Raw genomic sequence first — 18,269 nt, 5'->3', positions numbered from 1 at the left:
CCGCCGGCTCAGCCCCGGTCGGCGTCCGGCGACCTGCGCCTGCCGTAGCGCAGCACCCTGACGACGTAGCCGAGCACCAGGAGCGCGACCACACCCTTGGCGACCGGGTCGATCCAGCGCGAGATCTGCTCGTAGCGGCTTTCCAACACGAAGCCGGCGCCGGTCAGCACGCCGGTCCACAGCAAGGAGCCGAGCAGCGACCATCCGAGGAAGGGCAGCCAGGACAGCCGCATCACGCCGGCCGGCGCTGCGATCAAGGTGCGGACGGCGGGCACCATGCGGCCCACCACCAGCACCAGCGGGCCGTGGCGGTGGAACCAGCGGTCGGCCGTGTCCAGCTCCTCGCGCGAGACTGTGAGCCAGCGGCCATGTCGGTCGGCGAAGCGCCGCAGGCGCTCACCGCCCACCCTGCGACCGGCGACATACCAGGGCAGCGCCCCGAGCAGGGAGCCGAGCGTCCCGCTGATCATCACACCGGCGAGGCTGAGGTCGCCACGCGCCGCGGCGAAACCGGCGAAGGGCATGATCAGCTCGGAGGGCAGCGGCGGAAAGACGTTCTCGGCACACATCAGCAGCAGGATCGCGAGGTAGCCCTGCTCGGTGATCGTCCGGATGATCCAGTCAACCATGACACCCGGCCACCGCGGCGGCGGCGTTTTCCCCAACGACAAGCAGGTCCAAGAGCGACTCCTTCTGCGGCATCGACAGCGGCTGACAAGCAGGCGATGTACCCGTGGCGAGACAGCCGATCGTAAGCACCGTAGCCGAACGTTGCTGCCGGCACCCGCCCGCCAGCCCGGGCGGCCCCCGCGGCGGCCTCAGCGGCCGGGATCGGGAACTCTTCACAAGCTCTGACGATCGGCGCGCCGCCGCGGTTGAGCCAGGCGGTCCGCCTCGATTACCCTCGCGGCATGTTTGAACTGCCCGCCCCCTTGCCCCGGCTTGCCGCCGGGCTGCTGTGCGCCGCACTGCTCGCCCTGGCCGGATGCGCCTCGGGTCCTTCCTCGCCCCGGCGCCCCGATGTCGACGGACCCGGCCCGGCCCCGGCCGGAGAGGCCCGCGACACGCCCGACGCGGAGCCGCGTGTCGAGCCGCTGGCGCGCGGCGCCAACCGGCCCTACACGGTGATGGGGCGGGACTATGTGCCGGTGCTGGGCGACAAGAGCTACCGCCAGCGCGGCATCGCCTCCTGGTACGGCCGCAAGTTCCACGGCCGCCGCACCTCCAGCGGCGAGGTCTACGACATGTATGCGATGACGGCAGCCCACCCGACCCTGCCCATCCCGAGTTATGCGCGCGTGCGCCACCTCGGCTCGGGCCGCGAGGTCGTGGTACGCATCAACGACCGCGGGCCTTTCCACGGCAACCGCATCATCGACCTGAGTTACGCGGCGGCGCGCAAGCTCGGCATCGTGCTGCGCGGCAGCGCCGAGGTCGAGGTCGAGCGCCTGACGAACGACGAGATCCGGGCCGGTACCTGGCGCCGCGGCAGCCCGGCCGCCGCGGACACGCGCGTCGCGCGCTCTGGTGCGGACGCGCCCGCCCAGCCGGCCACCGACCCGGAGCCTGCCGTCCCCACCGCGGTGCCGGTCCCCACGCCGTCCAGCCCGCCGGCGGCCGTTCCCGAAACACCGCCTGCCGCCGAGGCGGCCGTGGCGGTACCGGTCGCCGAGACCCGCGCCGCACCGGCAGCCGCCCAGGGCTACTGGGTGCAGCTGGGTGCTTTCCGCCAGCGCGAAGGCGCCGAGCACTTCCAGCGTCGTGTCAGCGGCGAGCTGGACTGGCTGGGACCGCTGCTGGCCGTCATCGAGGATGCCCCGCTGTTCCGGCTGCAGGCCGGGCCCTATGCCACCCGGGGCGAGGCGGCCACCGCGGCCTTGCGCCTGCGCGATGCATTGCAGCTGGTGCCGGTGATCACCGAGCGGCGTTGAAGAACAGCCGGTTCAGTCCCCACCGCCCTGCCTGAGCGTCAGGGCGCGTTCGTAGAGCGCATTGCGCGGGGCCCCGGTGACCTGGGCGGCCAGCGCCACCGCCTGCTTCAGCGGCAGCGCTTCGAGCAGAACCACCAGCACGCCTTCGGCCTGCTGCAGCGGGTCCCCGTCGGCAGCAGCGCGCGCGTGCAGCACGAGCACGAACTCGCCGCGGCGCCGGTGGGCGTCTTCGGCCAGCCAGCCGGGCAGCGCCTCGGCCTCCAGCGTCACGACACTCTCGAACTGCTTGGTCAGCTCGCGGCACACCGTGAGCGGCCGCGTTCCGCAGGCCGCCGCCAGCGCACGCGCCAGGGCCTCGATGCGGTGCGGCGCCTCGAACAGCACTTGCGCCTCGGTGCGCCCGGCCAGTTCCTGCAGCGCCTGCTCCATCTCGCGCGGCTTGCTGGGCAGGAAGCCGACAAACCGGAAGCCGCCCGGCTGCGCATCGCCCGCCACGCTCAGGGCCGCGGTGGCACTGCTCACGCCCGGTACCGGCACGATACGGAAGCCGGCCTCGCGGGCCGCGGCGACCAGGCGTGCGCCCGGGTCGGACACCGCCGGCGTCCCGGCATCGCTCACATAGGCCACCCGCTCGCCGGCGGCCAGCCGTGCGCAGACCGCCTGGGCCGCCTCGCGCTCGTTGTGCTCGTGCACCGCGAGCAGCCCACGCTCCAGCCCGTAGTGGCGCAGCAGGCCGGCGGTGTGGCGGGTGTCCTCGCACGCCACCGCATCGACCAGCGACAGCACATGCAGCGCTCGCAGCGTGATGTCGGCCAGGTTGCCGATGGGGGTGGCTACCACATAGAGGGTGGCCGCGGGATACTGCTGCGCTGCGGCAGCCTGGGCGGCGGCCTGCAGCAACATGGACGACGGCGAGGCCTCGATGGTCACGACAATTCAACGGCAGGGAGAGGGGGCGGAGGATCGCGCGCTGGCGTTTCTCGAGCGCGCGGGCTTGCAGCTGGTGCAGCGCAATTATCGCGTCGCGGCCGGCCCGCGCCGGCCGGCCGGCGAGATCGACCTGATCCTGCGCGCGGCCGATGGCACCCTGGTGTTCGTCGAGGTGCGCGAGCGGCGCGACAGCCGTTGCGGCGGCGCCGCCGCCAGCGTCACGCCCGCCAAGCAGCGCCGCATCGTGCTGGCAGCCCGGCATTTCCTGCTGCGCTGCCCGACCCCGCCGCCCTGCCGCTTCGATGTGGTCGCGATTGAAGGCGGGCAGCTCGAATGGCTGCAGGCCGCCTTCAGTGCGGCCTGAGCGGACTGCGGAACCACCGGCGACCGCCGGCGATCTGTCGCGGGTGACTTATCATCGGCAGCCATGCTGGAACAACGCATTCAACAACAGTTTTTCGAAAGCGCCGACCTGAAATACCAGGCCGCCGATCTGCTGGCGCGGCCGATCGCCGATGCCGTGCAGGCCGTGCTGGGCTGCCTGACGGCCGGCGGCAAGGTGCTGGCCTGCGGCAACGGCGGCTCGGCCAGCGACGCGCAGCATTTCGCGGCCGAGTTCGTCGGCCGCTTCGAGCGCGAGCGCCCTGGCCTCGCCGCCATTGCGCTGACCACCGACACCTCCATCCTGACTGCAGTCGGCAACGACTATGACTTCTCGCAGGTCTTCTCCAAGCAGGTGCAGGCGCTGGGCCAGCCCGGCGACGTGCTGATCGCACTGTCCACCAGCGGCAACTCGGCCAATGTGCTGGCCGCGGTGCAGGCGGCGCACGACAAGGAGATGACCGTGGTAGCCCTGACCGGCCGCGGCGGCGGCCGCATGCGCGAACTGCTGGCCGAGACCGATGTGCACATCTGCGTGCCCCACGAGCGCACCGCCCGCATCCAGGAAGTTCACATCCTTGCGCTGCACTGCCTGTGCGACGCCATCGACACCCAATTGCTCGGAGAGCAGGACCACTGATGAGCCCGTCTGTTTACTCGCTGTCGACTTTCAAGCGCCCGCTGCTGACCGCGCTCGCGGCGGCCACGCTGCTCGTCGGCCTGCCCGGCTGTGCCCCGCTGATCGTCGGCGGCGCGATGCTGGGCGGTGCCATGCTCGCCATCGACCGGCGCACCTCGGGCACGCAGCTCGAGGACCAGTCGATCGAGCTCAAGGCCGTCAACCGCATCCGCGAAGCGGTCGGCGATCGCGCCCATATCAACGCCAACAGCTACAACCGCATGGTGCTGCTGACCGGCGAGGCGCCCACCGAGCAGGACCGGCAGGCGATCGAGCAGGTGGTCTCGCGCATCGAGAACGTGCGCTCCATCGTCAACGAGATCACGGTCACGCAGAAAAGCTCGCTGACCTCACGCTCCAGCGACGTGATCCTGGCTGGCAAGGTCAAGGCCACCTTCGTCGACGCGCGCGACATCCAGGCCAATGCCTTCAAGGTCATCACCGAGCGCGGCACGGTCTACCTGATGGGCCGCGTCACCGAGCGTGAAGCCAACCGCGGCGCCGAGCTGGCACGCAGCGTCGGCGGCGTGATGAAGGTGGTGAAGGTCTTCGAGATCCTGACCGAGGACGAGCTGGCCGGCATCATCCGCACCTCGCCCAACGCCAACGGGGGCTCGACGCAAGGCGGCTCGGCCCAGTGAGGCGAAAAAAGCCGGCGCACCAGCGCCGGCTTTTTCTTGCGCCCCGCGTCAGAGCCGCTTGATCAGGCTCGAGGTGTCCCAGCGCCCGCCGCCCTGCTGCTGCACGTCGGCATAAAACTGGTCGACCAGCGCCGCTACCGGCAACCGGGCGCCGTTGCGGCGCGCCTCCTCCAGGCACAGGCCGAGGTCCTTGCGCATCCAGTCCACCGCGAAGCCGAAATCGAAGCGGCCCTGCACCATCGTCGGCCCGCGGTTCTCCAGCTGCCAGCTCTGCGCGGCGCCCTTGCCGATCACGGCCAGCACGGCCTCCATGTCCAGCCCGGCGCGCTGGCCGAAGGCAATGGCTTCGCTGAGGCCCTGCAACAGTCCGGCAATGCAGATCTGGTTGACCATCTTGGCCAGCTGGCCGGCGCCGCTGCCGCCCAGCAGGGTGACGGCCTTGGCATAGGCCATCATCACCGGCTGGACCTGGGCAAAGGCCTCCGCCGCGCCGCCGCACATCACCGTCAGCACGCCGTTGATGGCGCCCAGGTTGCCCCCGGACACCGGTGCGTCGATGAAGTGCAGGCCGCGTCCGGCCGCGATGCCGCTCAGCTCGCGCGCGACATCGGCCGAGGCGGTGGTGTGGTCGACGAAAACAGCGCCGGCTTGCATGCCGGCGAAGGCGCCCAGCCCCCCCAGCACCACGCTGCGCAGGTCGTCGTCGTTGCCGACGCAGGCGAACACGATGTCAGCGCCCGCAGCCGCCAGCGCCGGTGTGGCGGCCGAGGCGCCGCCGTACTGCTCCACCCACTGCTCGGCCTTGGCGGCGGTGCGGTTGTAGACCGTCACCCGGTGGCCGGCCTGGGCCAGGTGGCCGGCCATCGGATGGCCCATCACCCCGAGGCCGAGAAAGGCGACTTTGCGCGGCGCGATGGGGTCGTAGCTCTTTTTCTGCATGTCAGACGATGGTCAGGTGCTCGGTCCCGGCGGCCAGGTCGGAGCTGCGCGCACGGTGGCTGTTGAGTTTGATCTGCAGACGCAGGTCGTTGACCGAGTCGGCATTGCGCAGCGCGTCCTCGTAGGTGACGGCATTGCCTTCATAGAGATCGAACAGCGACTGGTCGAAGGTCTGCATGCCCAGCTCGCGGCTCTTTTTCATGATCTCCTTGATCTCGGCGACCTCGCCCTTGAAGATCAGCTCGGAGATCAGCGGCGTGTTCAGCAGGATCTCGACCGCGGCCACCCGGCCCTTGCCTTCCTGGCGCGGCAGCAGGCGCTGCGAGATCATGGACTTGAGGTTGAGCGACAGGTCCATCAGCAGCTGGGCGCGGCGCTCCTCGGGGAAGAAGTTGATGATGCGGTCCAGCGCCTGGTTGGCGCTGTTGGCGTGCAAGGTGGCCATGCACAGGTGGCCGGTCTCGGCGAACGCCACCGCGTGCTCCATGGTCTCGCGGTCGCGGATCTCGCCCATCAGGATCACGTCGGGTGCCTGGCGCAGCGTGTTTTTCAACGCCTGGCCCCAGCCCTCGGTGTCGAGGCCGACCTCACGCTGGGTCACGATGCAGTTCTTGTGCGGGTGCACGAACTCCACCGGGTCCTCGATGGTGATGATGTGGCCGTGCGAGTTCTCGTTGCGGTAGTCGACCATCGCCGCCAGCGTGGTCGACTTGCCCGAGCCGGTCGCGCCGACCAGGATCACGAGACCGCGCTTGGTCATCGTGACCTCCTTGAGCACCTGCGGCAGGCCCATCGTATCGATGTTGGGCAGGGTCTGCGGGATCACCCGCATCACCAGCCCGACCTGGCCCTGCTGCACGAAGGCGTTGACGCGGAAGCGCCCGACGCCCTGCGGCGCCACGGCGAAGTTGCACTCCTTGGTGCGCTCGAACTCCGCCGCCTGCTTGTCGTTCATGATCGAGCGGGCCAGCGCCATGGTGTGCTGCCCCGTGAGCGGCTGGGGCGACACCTTGGTGACGCGCCCGTCGACCTTGATCGCCGGCGGGAATTCGGCCGTCAGGAAGAGGTCCGACCCGTTGCGGCTGACCATCAGGCGCAGCAGGTCGTTGATGAATTTGGAAGCCTGGTCTCTTTCCATGCGTCGGTCCGGTTGGGGAGAGCGAGAGCGGGAGGGTTCGGGAACGTCGAGAGAAAACGAAACGGCGCCTCAGCTGCGCGACAGCACCGCGCTGAGCCGGGCACTCACCTGGCGCAGCCGCAGCGACAGCCGCCGCGCCAGCGACGCAAGCAGGGCCAGCCCGAGGCGCGGCTCCTGCATGATGAGGGCGTCCAGGCCCTGTGCGTCGACCACCGCGAGCACGCAGGGCGTCAGCGTGGTGCAGGCGGAAAAACGCGCGCCGGCATCGAGCAGCGACATCTCGCCCAGCATGTCGCCCGGCCGGGCCTCGGCCAGCCGCACCCGGGCGCCCCAGGGCTGCACGCGGTCCACCGCCAGGCTGCCTTCCAGCACGATCAGCATGTAGTCGCCCTGCTCGTCCTGGCCGATCACTTCCTTGCCAGCGTCGACCTGGACGAAGTCCAGGTACTCGCTCATGCGGTCGAGCTCCTGCTTGCCCAGCGTCGCGACATAACGGTCCACACCCCAAAGGGCGGAGAAGCGGTCGGCGCCGTCGGCCCGGTCGAAGGGCTGGGCACCGACCTGGCGCGCGCGGGCCTGCCAGCTGGCGACGGACTGGGTGTCGTCGGCACGTTCCTGGAAGATGGTGGTGAAGAAGTGCGAGTCCTCCCCCGCGTCCTCTTCGCCCGGCTGTCCACCCTGCTGCTCGTCGGCCCCGGGCGCCTGCGCCCCCTTGAGTTTGTCGATCAGCTTTTTCATGGCGTCTGAGGGTGCGGCGGCGGCAGGCGGCAGTGTCGTCTCAGCCCGGGAAGTTCTCGGGGAACTTGGCCTTGGCACGCGCCTCGGCCGGAGAGATCACGTTGCGCCTGACGAGGTCCGAGAGGTTCTGGTCCAGCGTCTGCATGCCCATGCTGTTGCCGGTCTGGATGGCCGAGTACATCTGCGCGATCTTGTTCTCGCGGATCAGGTTGCGCACCGCCGAGGTGCCGAGCATGACCTCGTGGGCGGCGACCCGGCCGGAGCCGTCCTTGAGCTTGCACAGGGTCTGCGAAATGATCGCGACCACGGACTCGGACAGCATCGCGCGCACCATGTCCTTCTCGGCCGCCGGGAAGACGTCGACCACGCGGTCGATGGTCTTGGCGGCGCTGGAGGTGTGCAGGGTGCCGAACACCAGGTGGCCGGTCTCGGCGGCCGTCAGGGCCAGGCGGATGGTCTCCAGGTCGCGCATCTCGCCGACCAGGATGGCGTCCGGGTCCTCACGCAGTGCCGAGCGCAGCGCGTTGCTGAAGCTCAGCGTGTGCGGGCCGACCTCACGCTGGTTGATCAGGCACTTTTTCGATTCGTGCACGAACTCGATCGGGTCTTCCACCGTCAGCACGTGGCCGTATTCGCTCTCGTTGAGGTGGTTGACCATGGCGGCCAGGGTGGTCGACTTGCCCGAGCCGGTGGGCCCGGTGACCAGCACCAGGCCGCGCGGCTTGAGCGCCAGCTCGGCGAAGATCTTGGGCGCGTTGAGCTGCTCCAGGGTCAGGATCTTCGACGGGATGGTCCGGAACACCGCGCCGGCGCCCCGGTTCTGGTTGAAGGCATTGACCCGGAAACGCGCCAGCCCCTGGATCTCGAAGGAGAAGTCGCACTCCAGCGTCTCCTCGTAGGCCTTGCGCTGCGAGTCGTTCATGATGTCGTACACCATGTCGTGCACCTGCTTGTGCTCGAGCGGGTCGACATTGATGCGGCGCACATCCCCGTGCACCCGGATCATCGGCGGCAACCCGGCTGAGAGGTGCAAGTCGGAGGCTTTGTTCTTGACCGAAAAAGCCAGCAGCTGGGTGATGTCCATGGGGGAAACGCGCGTGGAGCGGGGCGGCGTTGGAGGGTTAAGCTCGCGCCATTATGGCGACGATTGCAGCGAACATACAACAAGTCCAAGGGCGCATCGCGGCCGCCTGCGAGCAGGCCCGACGCGACGTGCAAAGCGTCACGCTGCTGGCCGTGAGCAAGACCTTCGACGCCACGGCCGTGCGTGAAGCCTTGCACGCCGGGCAGCACCGCTTCGGCGAGAACTACGTACAGGAAGCGCTGGAGAAGATCCAGGCGCTGGCGGAGGAGCGCGAGCAGCTCGAATGGCACCTGATCGGGCCACTGCAGAGCAACAAGACCCGTGTCGTGGCCGAGCACTTCGACTGGGTGCACTCGGTCGACCGGCTCAAGATTGCCGAGCGCCTGTCGGCCCAGCGGCCGGAGGCCCTGCCGCCGTTGCAGGTCTGCCTGCAGGTCAACATCAGCGGCGAGGCCAGCAAGAGCGGCCTGGCGCCCACCGAGGTGCCCGTCGTGGCACGCGCGGTGGCAGCCTTGCCGCGGCTGCGGCTGCGCGGGCTGATGGCGATTCCCGAACCGGCCGCCACCTTGGAGGAACAGCGCCGGCCGCACCGCGCGCTGCGCGAGCTGCTGCAAGGCCTGCAGGCCGAGGGCCTGGCCGTCGACACCCTGTCCATGGGCATGAGCGCCGATCTGGATGCGGCGGTGCTCGAAGGGGCGACGCTGGTGCGCGTGGGGACCGCGATCTTCGGCACGCGGCCGCGGCCGGCGCCCTGAAGCGGGCGCTGCCCTCAGATGGGCAGCAGGTTGGTGTTTTTCACCTCTTCCATCACCGCGTAGGTGTGGGTCTCGCGCACGCCCGGCAGCGACCAGATGACCGAGCCGATCAGCTCGCGGTAGGCCTGCATGTCGGCCACCCGGGTCTTGATCAGGTAGTCGAAACCGCCGGCGACCAGGTGGCATTCCAGGATCTCGGGCCGCGTCTGCACTGCGGCCTTGAAGGCGTTCATCACGTCGGGCGTGGTGCGGTCCAGCACCACCTCGACGAAAACCATCATGCTGGCGCTCAGCTTGAGCGGGTTCAGGCGTGCCTCGTAGCCCAGGATGTAGCCTTCCCGCGTCAGGCGCTTGACGCGCTCCAGCACGGCCGTGGGCGAGAGGTGCACCGCCTCCGCAAGCTTGAGGTTGGCGATGCGCCCGTCCTGCTGAAGCACCCGCAGGATCTTGCGATCGATCTTGTCGAGATCGTTGAACTCCACCGACCCGTTTTTCATGCTTTATTTTCCTCTGCCAGACACCTTCCGATCGGTGAAAGATGCTAGTAGCTTGCTCATAACCTAGCAAGTTATGCAAAACCCTGAGGCATAGACGATGTCCACCCCTGCCCGCTTCACTGTCCCCGCCCCTGCCATGCGCCTGCCGGCGCCCGACCGCCCCGAGGCCGAGGTCGTGAAGTCGCTGCTCACTCGCGTGCATCTCCCCTGGGACGCGGTGAAAGCCACCGCCGGCCCCTGGGTGCAGGCGGTGCGCGAGCGGCCGGCGCCGTTCTGGGCGATGGAGTCGCTGCTGAAGGAATATCCGCTGTCGACCACGGAAGGTCTAGCACTCATGCGACTCGCCGAGGCCCTGCTGCGGGTGCCGGACGCCGAGACCGCGATGGCGCTGACGGCCGACCAGCTGGGCCGGGCCGACTTCGAGTCGGCCGGCGGCGGTGCCCATCCGATGCTGTCCAGCCTGTCGGCCAGCGTCATCGGACTGACCAAGAAGATCCTGCCCAGCGACGCGCAGAAGCCACCCGGCATGCTGCAGCGCCTGGGTTCGCAGACCGTGGTGGCGGCGGCCGTGCGAGCCCTGCAACTGCTGGGCCGGCAGTTCGTGCTGGGCCGCAACATCCAGGAGGCACAGAAGGAAGCCCAGGCACAGCGCAAGGAGCAGCCCACGCTGTGCTTCAGCTTCGACATGCTGGGCGAAGGCGCCCGCACCGAGGCGGATGCCGAGCGCTACCTGGCCTCCTACCGCCACGCCATCGAGCAGATCACGCGGGCGCGCCCGGCCGGGGCGCGCCCTGAAAGCAGCGACGGCATCTCGATCAAGCTCAGCGCGCTGTTCTCGCGCTACGAGGAGGCGCAGCGCGAGCGCGTCTTCGCGACCCTGTTGCCACGTGTGTGGTCGCTGATCGAGCTGGCCGCGGCGGCCGATCTCAACCTCACCATCGACGCCGAGGAAAGCGACCGGCTCGAGCTCTCGCTGGACGTCTTCGAGGCGCTGGCCGCGCGCATTGGCCAGCAGCATCCGCAGTGGCAGGGTTTCGGCCTGGCGGTGCAGGCCTATCAGACACGTTCACTGGAGGTGGTGCACGAGGTCGCGCGCATCGGCCGCGAGCACGGCCTGCGCCTGATGGTGCGGCTGGTCAAGGGCGCCTACTGGGACGGCGAGATCAAGCGCGCCCAGGAGATGGGCCTGCAGGGCTACCCGGTCTTCACCGACAAGTCGCACACCGACCTCGCCTACCTCGCCTGCGCCCAGGCGCTGCTGGAGCACGCGCCGTCGATCTACCCGCAGTTCGCGACCCACAACGCCGGCACCATCGCAGCCATTCTGGGCCTGGCGCGGCAGCGCCCTGTGCCCTTCGAGATGCAGCGCCTGCACGGCATGGGCGAGAGCCTGTACCGCGAGGTGCTCAGGCGCGAGCCCCTCACCCTGCGCGTCTACGCGCCGGTGGGCGAGCACCGCGACCTGCTGGCCTACCTGGTGCGGCGCCTGCTGGAAAACGGCGCCAACTCCTCCTTCGTGCACCAGCTCGCCGATGAGTCGGTGGGCCTGGACGCGCTGCTGGTCTCGCCGCTGCAGCTGCAGTCGCGCGTGGCGCTGCCGCTGCCGCTGGAGCTCTACGGCCCCGAGCGGCCCAACTCGCGCGGCGCCGACCTGGCCGTGCCGACCGAGCGCGAGCCGTTGTTCGGGGCGCTGCGCGACACGCGCGTGCCGGAGGTGGCCGGGGCCGGGCCCGAGGACGTCGAGGTCGCAATGCGCCGCCTGCACGCCCACCACCCGCAGTGGGACGCCTTGCCTGTGGCGATGCGTGCGGCCGTGCTGCGGCGCGCCGCGGACGCGCTCGAAGGCCGCATGGCCGAGTTCTGCGGGCTGCTGGTGCGCGAGGCCCACAAGGTGATGCCCGACGCGATCTCGGAGGTGCGCGAGGCGGTCGATTTCTGCCGCTACTACGCCATGCAGGCCGAGCAGCGCCTGTCGCCGCTGCCCTTGCCCGGACCCACCGGCGAGTCCAACCAGCTGCACATGCGCGGCCGCGGCGTGTTCGTCTGCATCAGCCCGTGGAACTTCCCGCTCGCGATCTTCGCCGGCCAGGTGGTGGCAGCGCTGGTGGCCGGCAACACCGTGGCGGCCAAGCCGGCCGAGCAGACGCCGGCGGTCGCCTTGCGTTTCGTCGAACTGCTGCACCGTGCCGGCGTGCCGGAGGACGCGCTGGTGCTGCTGCACGGCCCCGGCGAGACGGTGGGCTCGCAGCTGGTGCGCGATGCGCGCTGCGCCGGCATCGCCTTCACCGGCTCGACCCAGGTGGCCAAGCTGATCCAGCGCGCGCTGGCCGACAAGGACGGCCCCATCGTGCCGCTGATCGCCGAGACCGGCGGCATCAACGCGATGGTGGTGGACTCGACCGCGCTGCCCGAGCAGGTGGTCGACGCGGTGGTGCAGAGCGCCTTCCGCTCGGCCGGCCAGCGCTGCTCGGCGCTGCGCCTGCTGTGTGTGCACGAGCGGGTGGCGGACGGCCTGCTGGAAATGCTGGGCGGCGCAATGCAGGAGCTGAGGGTCGGCGACAGCGCCGACTGGGCCACCGATGTCGGACCGGTGATCGATGCCGAGGCGCACGCCCACATCACGCGCCAGGTGGAGCGGCTGGACCGCGAGGCGCGCCGGGTCGCCCGCACGCCGGTGCCGGCGGGTCTGCAGGGCCACTTCATCGCGCCGGTGACCTACGAGCTGCCGCGCATCGCGGACGTGCGCCAGGAGATTTTCGGCCCGGTGCTGCACGTGGTGCGCTGGGGCCATGCCGAGCTGCCGACGGTGGACGCCGTGGTGGAACAGATCAACGCGCTGGGCTATGGCCTGACGCTGGGCGTGCAGACGCGCATCGACGGGCGCGCCCGCCATATCGCCGAGCGGGCGCGCGTCGGCAATGTCTACGTCAACCGCAACATGATCGGCGCGGTGGTCGGCGTGCAGCCCTTCGGTGGCGAGGGCCAGAGCGGCACCGGCCCCAAGGCCGGCGGCCCGAACTACCTGCCGCGCTTCTGCGCCGAGCAGACCGTGACCATCAACACCGCGGCGGCCGGCGGCAATGCCTCGCTGCTGGCGGGCGGCCACTGAGGCGACGGGCTTCCGTACACTGCTGGTTCTGAGACAGGACACCCGGCATGAACAGCACCGACAAGATCGCCTTCATCGGCGGAGGCAACATGGCCTCGGCCATCATCGGGGGCCTGCGCAGCAGCGGCCGCCCGGCCGAGCACCTGATCGTGGTCGAGCCCAGCGCCGAACAGCGCGAACGCCTGGCCGCCGAGCACGGCGTGGCCGCGCTGGCCGCGCCGGGCGAAACGCTGGCAGGGACCGCCACCGTGGTGTGGGCCGTCAAGCCGCAGCTCTTCACGGCCGCGGCCGCACCGTGCGCGGCCTTTGTCGGCGGCGCGCTGCAGCTGAGCGTGATGGCCGGCATCGGCAGCGACGCGATCGCCCGGGCCACCGGCAGCGAGCGGGTGGTGCGCAGCATGCCCAACACGCCGGCGCTGATCGGCCGCGGCATCGCCGGGCTGTACGCGCGGCCCGGGGTCAGCGCGGAGGAGCGAGAGCGCGTGGTCGCCCTGCTCAAGCCGACCGGGGCCTCGGTCTGGGTCGATCGGGAAGCCGACCTCGACGCGGTGACCGCGCTGTCGGGCTCGGGCCCGGCCTATGTCTTCTACTTCGTCGAAGCGATGGTCGACGCCGCCGAGGCCATGGGCCTGAGCGCCGAGCAGGGCAAGCAGCTGGCCCTGGCGACCTTCGCCGGCGCCACCGAACTGGCGCAGCGATCCAGCGAGCCGCCACAGGTCTTGCGGGAGCGCGTGACGTCCAAGGGCGGCACCACCTACGCCGCCTTGAGCGCGATGGAGCGCGATGGCATCAAGACGGCCTTCGTGCGGGCGATGCAGGCGGCGCAGCAGCGCGCCCGCGAGCTGGGCGACGAGTTCGGCCGCTAGTGCCTTGTCGTGCGCTCAGTCGCCGAAACGGCGGCGGTTGAGCACCAGCATGATCATCAGCCCGGCCAGCAGCAGGGCGTAGGTCTCGGGCTCGGGCACCGAGGACACCAGCGTGTACAGGCCAGCCAGGGCCGCAGTCCCTGCCGTTGCACACCCGACAGCCACCATCCCATGCTTGAGCACGTGTAGCAACTTCATCTTCCGCTCCTGGAGCAAGTTGAGGGCAGGCGGCTACCGCAAGGGCTGTGCCAGTCGATCTTTCACCAAAGGGAAGCGGATTGTTGGCGGATCCGCCTGTTCGCGCGCCTCGAATCCGGCCATTCAAGCTCGTGGCAGCAAGGGCTCGAAACGAAACTCTACGAGGATGGAGCAGGGCTGGTGCGAACGCCACAGGGGGGTGCATGGGTTTCAGCGCACCGCCATGCCGACGATGACGCCGGCGCAGATCGCGAGGCCAACCCAGTGGTTCTCGCGAAAGGCCCGGAAGCAGGCCTCGCGACTGCGCCCGCGGATCAGGGTGTAGTGCCAGGCCACCTGGGCCGCGGCGACCGCGATGCCGAGCGCATACGGCCAGCCCAGCTGCAGCCGCCAGCCGATCCAGCCCCAGACCACGAGGTAGCCGGCATAAAGCGCCATGACCGCCGCGACGTCGAAGCGGCCGAAGGTGATGGCCGAGGTGCGGATGCCGATCTTGAGGTCGTCGTCGCGGTCCACCATCGCGTACTCGGTGTCGTAGGCCACCACCCAGAACAGGTTGCCGAGCAGCAGCAGCCAGGCCAGCGGCGGCACCTCCCCCTGGACCGCCGCGAAGGCCATCGGGATGCCGAAGCTGAAAGCCACCCCGAGCACCGCCTGGGGCATCGAGAAGAAGCGCTTGGTGAAGGGATAGAGCAGGGTCACGGCCAGCGCGGCGAAGGACCACAGGATGGCGGCGCGGCGGGTCGTCAGCACCAGCGCGAAGGCCACCAGGGCCAGTGCCGCCCCGACCGCGAGGGCCTCGCGCGGGCTCACGGCGCCGCTGGTGACGGGGCGCTGGGCGGTGCGCTTGACGTGGCGGTCGAAGTCGCGGTCGGCCACGTCGTTGACGGCGCAGCCGGCCGAGCGCATCAGGAAGGTGCCCAGGGTGAACACCGCCAGCAGATGCCAGCCGGGGAAGCCGCCGGCGGCGATCCACAGCGCCGCCAGCGTCGGCCACAGCAGCAGCAGGCTGCCGACCGGTTTGTCCCAGCGGATCAACTGCAGGTAGAGGGGGAACTTCGGCGGCTTGGCTTGCAGGGCGGTCATCCCGCCAGTTTATTCGTCACTGCGGCCGGCTTCAGCGGGTCCAGTCGATCTGCTCGTACAGCCGCATCAGCCGGGACGCCTTGGCGGGATTGAGCTGCGCCACCCAGGCGATGCGCCCCCGCAGGTGCTCGCGCACGTTGCCAGCGTCGGAGAGCACCGCGCTTTCCGGGTACGGCGAGCGACCCTCCGCGAGGGCTGAGGCCCGCGGCTGCGTCAGTTCCTGCGGCAGCTGCAGGGCCGACGGGCCGTGCACGACGCAGCGGTGCAGGCTGGCCTTGAGCCGGTCGAAGGCCTCGCGCGGCAGGTTGGGCCGCTCGTTGACGACGATGCCGCAGACACGCTGCTGCCCCCGAGCGGGGGCCACGAAGGTCTTGCGATGGTTGAGCCTGAAGCCCTCTTCGCGCACGATCGCGGCCACCAGCGGCTCGATCCGCGCGGCCTGCCGGCGCAGCTCGGTATCGCCCGAGATCACCAGGTCGTCGGCATAGCGGGTGTAGCGGGCGCCGAAGGACTCGGCCAGCGCCGCCAGCCGCAGGTCCAGTCCGAAGGCGCAGAGGTTGGCCAGGGCCGCAGAGGTGGGCGCGCCCTGGGGCAGGTGCGCGTCGCGCCGCCGCTGGGCCTGGGCCCAGTCCCAGCCGCCGTCCTCGCGCAGCCGCTGCAGCACGACCTCGGGGGTCGCGACCGTGCACAGCGCCGTCAGGCAGCGCACCACCGGCAGCGGGTAGCCCAGGGTGCGCCACAGGGCATGCACACGCGAGGCCGGCACGCTGTTGAAAAAGTCCTGCAGGTCGAAGCGCAGCACCACCTCGCGGCCCGCATGGGCGGCCGCGTGGCTCACCACTGAACGGCCCGCGACATAGCCGTGCACCGCGTCGTGCACCGGCACACGGCTCAGCAGGCCATCGAGCAGCCGGCGTTGCAGCCCCTTCAGATAGGGCTCGGGTGCCTCGATCAGGCGCACCCCGCCGCTCGGCTTGGGGATCTGGAGGAAACGGTAGTGCTGCTCGCCGAGCGGGCGGCGGCGCTGCCAGGCGGCGGGCAGGACCAGGCGCCACAGCCCGGCGTTCGCGAGGCCCAGCCAGGCGGCCAGATCGCCGGGCGTCGCCAGCGGCACGAACGCCTGCTCGTGCAGGCCCAGTGGCGCCGGGCGCATCGCGTACACCGGACGCAGGATGTAGCGGCGCACCACCGGCGGTCGATGCACCTGCCACGCTTCGCCGAAGCGGGCATCGTGAAGCAGCCACTCGGTGAGCGAGTCGAGATCGTGCTGCCGCCAGCGGTAAGGCGGCCAGGCGGCCAGCCGCCGGGCCAGATCGTCGCGCCAGCCGGCCGGGACCACCAGGCAGGCCGCGAGGCGGGCGCGCAAGGCAGGGGCGTCGACGGCGCCGGCCAGCACGGTGCGCGCGATGCCGCGCGCGGCCAGGTAGCGCGGGCCGCGTTTCAAGGCCGCAGCTCGCTCGTTGGTGCGGTCCGCCCGCCAACCTGCCGGTGACGCATGCGGGGTCGGGCCCGGCGGGCCCCGGGCCACATGCCCCGGTGGGACAACTGCTGAACCTCACCCTGGGGATACCCCAGGGCGCGCGGTCTGCCGGAACACACCACGCTCGAACCCTTGGCGGGCGGCCGCGGCGGCATCATAGCGGGCGCCACCGGCGCGCTCACTCCTCGAGCAGGCTGCGCAGCATCCAGGCGGTCTTCTCGTGCACGTCCAGCCGCTGGGTCAGCAGGTCGGCCGAGGGTTCGTCGGAGGCCTTGTCGACCAGCGGGAACAGGCCGCGCGCGGTGCGCGCGACGCCTTCGTGGCCCTGCACCAGGATGCGGATCATCTCGTCGGCCTTGGGCGGCTGGGTCGGCACGTCGGACAAGGTGGTCAGCGACTCGTAGTCCTTGTAGGAGCCAGAGGCCGGATGGCCCAGCGCGCGGATGCGCTCGGCAATCGGGTCGACCGCGTTCCACAGCTCGGTGTACTGCGCCATGAACATGGTGTGCAGGGTGTTGAACATGGGCCCGGTGACGTTCCAGTGGAAGTTGTGGGTCGTCAGGTAGAGCGTGAAGGTGTCGGCCAGCAGCTTGTTCAGGCCCGCCGCGATGGCGGCTCGGTCTTCCTCGCCGATGCCGATGTTGACCGGCAGCACGCCGGTGGCCTTGGTCTTCAGCTTGTTTTTTGCCATGGATGAACACTCCGGTTGAGGGAAAAGCCGCGCCCGGGCGGCTCAGGACAGTTTCTGCACGCCCTGCAGCTCGCAGGCGTAGATCGCGTTGCGCAGCGCGGCAATGGCTTCGTAGCGGGTGAAGGTGCGGCGCCAGACCAGCACCACGCGGCGCGTCGGCACCGGGTCGCGGAAGGGGATGTAGGCGACGTGCTGCTGCGGCTCGCGCGGCACGCTGAGCTGCGGCACCACGGTGATGCCCATGCCCGAGGCCACCATGTGCTTGATGGTCTCCAGCGAGGAGCCCTCGAAGCTCTTGCGGATGCCCTCGGCATCGCTGGAGAAGCGCGCGAACTCGGGGCAGACCTCCAGCACGTGGTCGCGGAAGCAGTGCCCGGTGCCCAGTAGCAGCATGGTCTCGCGCTTGACCTCCTCGGAACTCACGTTCTCGCGCCGCGCCAGCGCGTGGTGGCGCGGCACGGCGACCACGAAGGGTTCGTCGTAGAGCGGCGCGATCGCGAGCCCGGTGTCCGGAAACGGCTCGGCCATGATGGCGCAGTCGAGTTCGCCGGTGCGCAGCATCTCCAGCAGCTTGACGGTGAAGTTCTCCTGCAGCATCAGCGGCATCTGCGGCACCTGCTCGATCGCCTGTTTCACCAGGCCGGGCAGCAGGTAGGGGCCGATGGTGTAGATGATGCCCAGCCGCAGCGGGCCGGCCAGCGGGTCCTTGCCGCGCTTGGCGATCTCCTTGATCGCCGCCGCCTCGTCCAGCACCGCCTGGGCCTGGCGCACGATGTCCTCGCCCAGCGGGGTGACGCTGACCTCGCTGGCGCCGCGCTCGAAGATCTTGACGTCGAGCTCGTCCTCGAGCTTCTTGATCGCGACGCTCAGCGTGGGCTGCGAGACGAAACAGGCTTCGGCGGCGCGGCCGAAATGCCTCTCACGGGCCACGGCCACGATATAGCGCAGTTCGGTCAAGGTCATCGAGAGTCTCCGGTACAGCGGCTGCTCCTGGCATTTAAGCAAAAAACTATCGCAGCCGTCATCCGATTGTGCGCCCGTTGCGCCTTGACCGGTATGCCGGGCAATTGCCCTTCGGCGCACCTCGGCCTTGCCGGGCGCCCAGGGCGGGGAGCGCCGGCCTGTG

18 protein-coding genes and 1 pseudogene are annotated in these 18,269 nt (G+C 70.1%); 7 read left to right on the top strand and 12 right to left on the bottom strand.

Annotation, left to right across the window (positions count from 1 at the left end):
* Nucleotides 1-8 precede the first annotated feature (8 nt).
* Nucleotides 9-629, bottom strand: coding sequence for a DedA family protein (locus tag OOT46_RS19445; RefSeq protein WP_265405289.1), 621 nt, complete (start codon nucleotides 627-629; stop codon nucleotides 9-11).
* Nucleotides 630-911: 282 nt separating this feature from the next.
* On the opposite strand from OOT46_RS19445, the gene OOT46_RS19440 reads away from it, so the two are divergent.
* Complete coding sequence (locus tag OOT46_RS19440; protein WP_265405288.1) at nucleotides 912-1,931, top strand: septal ring lytic transglycosylase RlpA family protein; 1,020 nt, start codon at nucleotides 912-914, stop codon at nucleotides 1,929-1,931.
* A 12-nt stretch (nucleotides 1,932-1,943) separates the two neighbouring features.
* Here OOT46_RS19440 and rsmI read toward each other — a convergent pair whose 3' ends face one another.
* Nucleotides 1,944-2,834 carry a 16S rRNA (cytidine(1402)-2'-O)-methyltransferase gene (gene rsmI / locus OOT46_RS19435; RefSeq protein WP_265405365.1) on the bottom strand — a complete coding sequence of 297 codons (891 nt, stop codon included), beginning with the start codon at nucleotides 2,832-2,834 and terminating at the stop codon, nucleotides 1,944-1,946.
* Here rsmI and OOT46_RS19430 point away from each other — a divergent pair.
* The 3 genes from OOT46_RS19430 to OOT46_RS19420 all read left to right on the top strand — a co-directional run bounded on the left by OOT46_RS19430 (nucleotide 2,833) and on the right by OOT46_RS19420 (nucleotide 4,562).
* Nucleotides 2,833-3,225, top strand: a complete 393-nt coding sequence (locus tag OOT46_RS19430) for a YraN family protein (protein ID WP_416136225.1) — start codon at nucleotides 2,833-2,835, stop codon at nucleotides 3,223-3,225. The genes rsmI and OOT46_RS19430 overlap by 2 nt on opposite strands.
* 63 nt (nucleotides 3,226-3,288) lie before the next feature.
* A complete protein-coding gene (locus tag OOT46_RS19425; RefSeq protein WP_265405286.1) occupies nucleotides 3,289-3,882 on the top strand; it encodes a phosphoheptose isomerase in 594 nt (197 codons plus the stop codon).
* A complete protein-coding gene (locus OOT46_RS19420) occupies nucleotides 3,882-4,562 on the top strand; it encodes a BON domain-containing protein (RefSeq protein WP_265405285.1) in 681 nt (226 codons plus the stop codon). Before OOT46_RS19425 ends, OOT46_RS19420 begins: the two co-directional genes overlap by 1 nt.
* Before the next feature lie 48 nt (nucleotides 4,563-4,610).
* Here OOT46_RS19420 and OOT46_RS19415 read toward each other — a convergent pair whose 3' ends face one another.
* The 4 genes from OOT46_RS19415 to OOT46_RS19400 all read right to left on the bottom strand — a co-directional run bounded on the left by OOT46_RS19415 (nucleotide 4,611) and on the right by OOT46_RS19400 (nucleotide 8,461).
* Entirely contained in the window at nucleotides 4,611-5,501 is an 891-nt protein-coding gene (locus OOT46_RS19415) for an NAD(P)-dependent oxidoreductase (protein ID WP_265405284.1), read from the bottom strand.
* Nucleotide 5,502: 1 nt separating this feature from the next.
* Nucleotides 5,503-6,639 carry a PilT/PilU family type 4a pilus ATPase gene (locus OOT46_RS19410; protein WP_265405283.1) on the bottom strand — a complete coding sequence of 379 codons (1,137 nt, stop codon included), beginning with the start codon at nucleotides 6,637-6,639 and terminating at the stop codon, nucleotides 5,503-5,505.
* A 69-nt stretch (nucleotides 6,640-6,708) separates the two neighbouring features.
* Complete coding sequence (locus tag OOT46_RS19405; RefSeq protein WP_265405282.1) at nucleotides 6,709-7,377, bottom strand: cyclic nucleotide-binding domain-containing protein; 669 nt, start codon at nucleotides 7,375-7,377, stop codon at nucleotides 6,709-6,711.
* A 40-nt stretch (nucleotides 7,378-7,417) separates the two neighbouring features.
* Nucleotides 7,418-8,461, bottom strand: a complete 1,044-nt coding sequence (locus OOT46_RS19400) for a type IV pilus twitching motility protein PilT (protein WP_265405281.1) — start codon at nucleotides 8,459-8,461, stop codon at nucleotides 7,418-7,420.
* 53 nt (nucleotides 8,462-8,514) lie between these two features.
* On the opposite strand from OOT46_RS19400, the gene OOT46_RS19395 reads away from it, so the two are divergent.
* Nucleotides 8,515-9,216, top strand: a complete 702-nt coding sequence (locus OOT46_RS19395) for a YggS family pyridoxal phosphate-dependent enzyme (RefSeq protein ID WP_265405280.1) — start codon at nucleotides 8,515-8,517, stop codon at nucleotides 9,214-9,216.
* A gap of 14 nt (nucleotides 9,217-9,230) precedes the next feature.
* Here OOT46_RS19395 and OOT46_RS19390 read toward each other — a convergent pair whose 3' ends face one another.
* Nucleotides 9,231-9,713 carry an Lrp/AsnC ligand binding domain-containing protein gene (locus OOT46_RS19390; RefSeq protein WP_265405279.1) on the bottom strand — a complete coding sequence of 161 codons (483 nt, stop codon included), beginning with the start codon at nucleotides 9,711-9,713 and terminating at the stop codon, nucleotides 9,231-9,233.
* Nucleotides 9,714-9,810: 97 nt separating this feature from the next.
* Between OOT46_RS19390 and OOT46_RS19385 the strand changes: the two genes are divergently transcribed.
* Nucleotides 9,811-12,822: an L-glutamate gamma-semialdehyde dehydrogenase gene (locus tag OOT46_RS19385; RefSeq protein WP_265405278.1), complete on the top strand. Its 3,012-nt coding sequence runs from the start codon at nucleotides 9,811-9,813 to the stop codon at nucleotides 12,820-12,822.
* Nucleotides 12,823-12,869: 47 nt separating this feature from the next.
* The gene (gene proC / locus OOT46_RS19380; RefSeq protein WP_265405277.1) at nucleotides 12,870-13,688 is read left to right on the top strand and encodes a pyrroline-5-carboxylate reductase; all 819 of its coding nucleotides are present in this window, start codon (nucleotides 12,870-12,872) and stop codon (nucleotides 13,686-13,688) included.
* Nucleotides 13,689-13,703: 15 nt separating this feature from the next.
* Here proC and OOT46_RS30985 read toward each other — a convergent pair.
* From OOT46_RS30985 to OOT46_RS19355, 5 genes and pseudogenes are all read right to left on the bottom strand, one after another.
* Nucleotides 13,704-13,796, bottom strand: a pseudogene (locus tag OOT46_RS30985) (PEP-CTERM sorting domain-containing protein); the annotation flags it as partial.
* Between the two features lie 300 nt (nucleotides 13,797-14,096).
* Nucleotides 14,097-14,972 (bottom strand): 4-hydroxybenzoate octaprenyltransferase, encoded by an 876-nt coding sequence (gene ubiA / locus OOT46_RS19370; protein WP_265405275.1) that lies wholly within the window; start codon nucleotides 14,970-14,972, stop codon nucleotides 14,097-14,099.
* Between the two features lie 31 nt (nucleotides 14,973-15,003).
* Nucleotides 15,004-16,416, bottom strand: coding sequence for a reverse transcriptase family protein (locus tag OOT46_RS19365; protein WP_265405274.1), 1,413 nt, complete (start codon nucleotides 16,414-16,416; stop codon nucleotides 15,004-15,006).
* Between the two features lie 214 nt (nucleotides 16,417-16,630).
* On the bottom strand, nucleotides 16,631-17,143 hold the full coding sequence (locus OOT46_RS19360) for a Dps family protein (protein ID WP_265405273.1): 513 nt from the start codon (nucleotides 17,141-17,143) through the stop codon (nucleotides 16,631-16,633).
* 42 nt (nucleotides 17,144-17,185) lie between these two features.
* Nucleotides 17,186-18,106, bottom strand: coding sequence for a LysR substrate-binding domain-containing protein (locus OOT46_RS19355; protein ID WP_265405272.1), 921 nt, complete (start codon nucleotides 18,104-18,106; stop codon nucleotides 17,186-17,188).
* Between the last annotated feature and the right edge of the window lie 163 nt (nucleotides 18,107-18,269).

This window comes from Aquabacterium sp. A7-Y (assembly GCF_026153205.1).
GTDB lineage: Bacteria > Pseudomonadota > Gammaproteobacteria > Burkholderiales > Burkholderiaceae_C > Caldimonas.
Note: the sequence above shows the minus strand (reverse complement) of the source record. Positions and strands in the feature narration are given on the sequence as shown.